General features: G+C 38.6%; 5 protein-coding genes. 4 read left to right on the top strand and 1 reads right to left on the bottom strand.

Annotated features, from left to right (window positions below; all coding sequences use genetic code 11):
* Positions 1-3: 3 nt before the first annotated feature.
* Positions 4-705 carry a S24 family peptidase gene (locus C9E89_RS21750; protein ID WP_107010201.1) on the bottom strand — a complete coding sequence of 234 codons (702 nt, stop codon included), beginning with the start codon at positions 703-705 and terminating at the stop codon, positions 4-6.
* A 100-nt stretch (positions 706-805) separates the two neighbouring features.
* On the opposite strand from C9E89_RS21750, the gene C9E89_RS21745 reads away from it, so the two are divergent.
* The 4 genes from C9E89_RS21745 to C9E89_RS21725 all read left to right on the top strand — a co-directional run bounded on the left by C9E89_RS21745 (position 806) and on the right by C9E89_RS21725 (position 3,793).
* Complete coding sequence (locus C9E89_RS21745) at positions 806-997, top strand: Cro/CI family transcriptional regulator (RefSeq protein WP_107010200.1); 192 nt, start codon at positions 806-808, stop codon at positions 995-997.
* A gap of 8 nt (positions 998-1,005) precedes the next feature.
* Entirely contained in the window at positions 1,006-1,380 is a 375-nt protein-coding gene (locus tag C9E89_RS21740; RefSeq protein WP_107010199.1) for a helix-turn-helix domain-containing protein, read from the top strand.
* A gap of 134 nt (positions 1,381-1,514) precedes the next feature.
* Positions 1,515-2,414: a hypothetical protein gene (locus tag C9E89_RS21730; protein ID WP_213069660.1), complete on the top strand. Its 900-nt coding sequence runs from the start codon at positions 1,515-1,517 to the stop codon at positions 2,412-2,414.
* Positions 2,414-3,793: a replicative DNA helicase gene (locus tag C9E89_RS21725; protein ID WP_171405199.1), complete on the top strand. Its 1,380-nt coding sequence runs from the start codon at positions 2,414-2,416 to the stop codon at positions 3,791-3,793. The genes C9E89_RS21730 and C9E89_RS21725 overlap by 1 nt, the downstream gene beginning before the upstream one ends.
* The last annotated feature ends 128 nt before the right edge of the window (positions 3,794-3,921 follow it).

Here is a 3,921-nt window from a genome sequence, read left to right as displayed (position 1 = left end):
ATTTTATCCAGCTCGCCAAAACTGACGCCCCATAACTTTAAAACTTAAGCCATTTTGTTCGCTTACTTCACGATCTCTATACTTTGCATTCAAGCTATGCAAGATCAACTTCCCACCTTCTTTTTTAAAAATCTGCTTAATCATACCTTCACCTTCAAAGTAAACAGCGTAGATTTCTCCATCCTTAATTTCAGTCTGAGAGATATCAATACCAACTAAATCACCATCATGAATGAAGTCAGTCATGCTATCGCCTTTAGCTTTAATAATTCTCATAGAATTAGGATCTATTTGTTTTTTTGAAAAAAATGAAGGCGGGAATGGAAATTTCCCATTAATAACATCAAAGTGAAATTCAATCGATTCACCCGTACCACAAGAAAAATTTGCTTCCACGACATCAATCCAAATAAATCCATTTTCGGTTTCATAATCTACAACTGTAGGTTTGTAAACATCATTAGCATCAAAAGATACTTCAGATTTTTCCACAAAACTACCTTCTTGTTTTCCTGTTAACAACCAGTTTTGAGATGTTTTTAATACTGTCGCAAGTTCAGGTAAAAACTCAGCCCTAGGCACGTTAGTTCCTGCAACCCATTTAGATACAGCACCCTTGGTTGCCCCAGTGGCTTCAACTATATCAACTTGGCGAACTTTAAGTTCAGCCATTCTATTAATTATTCGATCACTAATAGTGCTCATAAAAATTCCTCTTTAATGTTTCCCATAGTAAACAAACATGTTGATTTAAAGGTAAACTTATGGTCTACTAATGGAAACTATTAGTTTATATAGGTAAACCATGACTGTTGATGATTTAAAGAAACATTTCGGGGTGGAAAAAGACATCCAACTCACAAAAACAATTCTTGGGGTAACACGCGGAACGATTAGTAAGTGGCGCTATCGAGGCATCCCGCTTGATACACAAGCAAGAATTCAACTCTTAACCAAAGGCAAAGTTAAAGCCAATTTACAAGCCTTATCCGCTTAGGGGGTCTCATGAGCAAAGTATCAAACGAATTGTCTGCAAGAGCGAGAAATGAAGTTGCGAGAGTGTTGCAAGCACTTGCATCAAGTAATCAAAGTCAAGTTGCTGAGCAATTAGGAATAGACCCTAGCACACTATCTCGCATGAAAAATGATAAGAAATCCAATGGCTTGACTGATCTTGAGAACTGTTTAGTTCTATTGGATGTTCTTGGATTCAAAACTGTACTCAAAAAATATCGAATGATCAGTGAAGAAAAGTTGAACGCTCTTTTTGTTATGTCTAAGGCGTGGATGGAAAGTAAGCAAACAATTGATGATCTTTTTCAGGATGATATTGAAGTTTTTGGAATTGATATTGAGCTTGGGTACAAAGAAAAAGCCTGATGGTCTAGATCAGGCTTTAGTAACTTATCAATCGGAGTAGATAAATATGAAATCAAATTTAGCACAAGAACTACCAGAACCGCAAGGTGAGGTGGTTCAGTTTCCAAAGAACTACAGAAGATGTGGCGAGGATTATGTCCAAGCAACAAAAGTCAACTGGCTCGAAGTGTTTGACTCAATTGTCGAAAGAGCAGCTCAACGAATCAATGGAGGAGAGTATGAGTAATTTGCTTATAAACGAACAACCATTGATGTTTTGCCCAACACTTGCGATTGAGTTTAACAGCATACCTACCGCCGTTTTTATACAGCAGCTTCATTTTTGGTTAGGTGTGTCACAGTATGAATCTGATGGGAAAAAATGGGTTTACAACAACACTGATCAGTGTGTTGAAATGGTTCGTGGAACAATTTCAAAACGATCAATTGAGCGCATCATTGCCGATCTAAAAAGTCGTGATTTAATTGTTGTTGCTCGCTTGCACGTAAACAAATGGAATAAAACAAATTTTTTCACAATTAACTATGAAGAGTTAGAGAAAATCAGCAACAAATACAGCTCAAACCCTTATGTATCAGATACCGCCAAAATGGCGGAATCGACGCCGCCAAAATGGCGTGATCAGAACCGCCAAAATGGCGGAATCGATACAACCAAAATGGCGGAATGTTTACAGAAGAATACTACAGAAGATAATAAATATAATATTACTGATATTCAGTTTGAAGAATTCTGGAAAACAGTACCAAACAAGGATGGCAAAAAACCTGCATTGGCAGCTTTCAAAAAAGCAATTAAAAAAATCAGTCTTGAAGATTTGATTATTGCTTACAAAGCCAATGTTCAAGTTTGTGAATCACAAAATCGATTCAAGAAAAATCCAGCAACCTGGTTGAATCAAGAATGTTGGAATGATGAGTCTATTCAAGCTGTGTTGAATACTTTGAAGAATCCACAACCAACCCAAATCGAGCCACAACAAACACTAAATCTCTCTGCTAAACCAAAAGGTTTATTGGGAGGTGCTCAATGATCCAGTCTGATATTCACAATATGAACATTGAGCAAGCTGTTTTAGCTGCTTTGATGACAGTACAAAATTCATATTCAGAAGTTGAAAACAAACTTACTGAAAACGAATTTCATGCAGATCGTCATAAATTAATTTTAAAGGCAATTGTGGATCTTGATGCACAAAATAAACCATACGACCCAGTATTGGTTTTCGACTGGCTTACAAGCCATGGGTGTGTTGATCAAGTTGGCGGTGAAGAGTATCTCATGCGATTGATGGCTGATGCACCTTCTAGTTTTTACAACTTAAATTCTTATGTTGAGAAACTCAAAGATTTATCAGCATGTCGAAAGGTTGAGGCAGAAGCTTTGCAAGTCCTGCGCAATGCGCGAAATCTTACTGTAAGTCGTGGCGACTTGGTTTTGAATGCTCAGACTGCATTTGCTTCAATCAGCACTGAAGATCAATCAAATTGCATGGTACCAATGCATGAAGCTGCAGCAATTACATTTGGTCAAATTGCGGAAAAAATTGAATTAGAACTTGCGGGCAAAACGTCAATCAAGGGGATCCAAACAGGGATCTATGATCTTGATTCAAAACTTGGCGATGTGACACCTGGTTGTTTGCTTGTTGTGGCTGCGAGACCTGCTATGGGTAAAACAACAATGCTTCAAAAAATTGCAAGCAATGTGTCAGTGATTCAAGGAAAACCTACTTTGATCATGTCGGGTGAAATGCCGATGGATCAGATTGCAATGCGTATGTGTTGTGCAGCAGCTCCTGCTGATATTGGCATGGTTCGCAATAAGCCACACCTTTTGCCCAAAGAAGAATTTACAGCGTACACACAAGCAGCAGCGATGTTTCACAAAGTCCCATTAGAGATTAACGACATCTCACGACCATCTATTGCCAATATTCGTGAATCAATGAGGAAGATGAAACACAAATATGGGTCAGTTGGTGCGGTGTTTGTTGATTACTTACAGATCATGAAAACAAGCAAATCGTTTGCTCGTGAAGATTTAAAAATCGCTTATTTCACAGGTGAATTAAAGGCGATGGCAAAAGAGTTTGATTGTGTTGTTGTGCTGCTATCTCAGTTAAATCGTGAGCTTGAGAAGCGTCCAAATAAGCGTCCTGTCATGTCAGACTTACGTGAATCAGGTGCAATTGAGCAGGATGCAGATCAGATCGTCTTTTTGTATCGGGATGAGGTTTATAACAAGGATTCTAAATACAAGGGTATTGCTGAGGCGATTGTGGGTAAAAACCGACATGGTGAGCTTGGTACAGCATACATGCATGCTCAATTGAGGTATTGCCAATTTGACAATTTGGATAGCCAAGCAATTGAGCAGATCCAAGGGTGGAAGCAGGGAGATGCAGCATGAACGAAATCTTTAATCAGCGCATTCAGTCAGCGCAGTTCGGTAAAAACATGACGCATGCTCACATCGTTGCTAAGCGCCAATTGCGTGAAGAACTTGAAACTGAAATGGAAAAGTATTTGGCACGTGGC

Source organism: Acinetobacter sichuanensis (assembly GCF_003024515.2).
In the GTDB taxonomy this organism is placed as follows: domain Bacteria; phylum Pseudomonadota; class Gammaproteobacteria; order Pseudomonadales; family Moraxellaceae; genus Acinetobacter; species Acinetobacter sichuanensis.
This window is presented reverse-complemented; position numbering and strand designations above follow the sequence as displayed.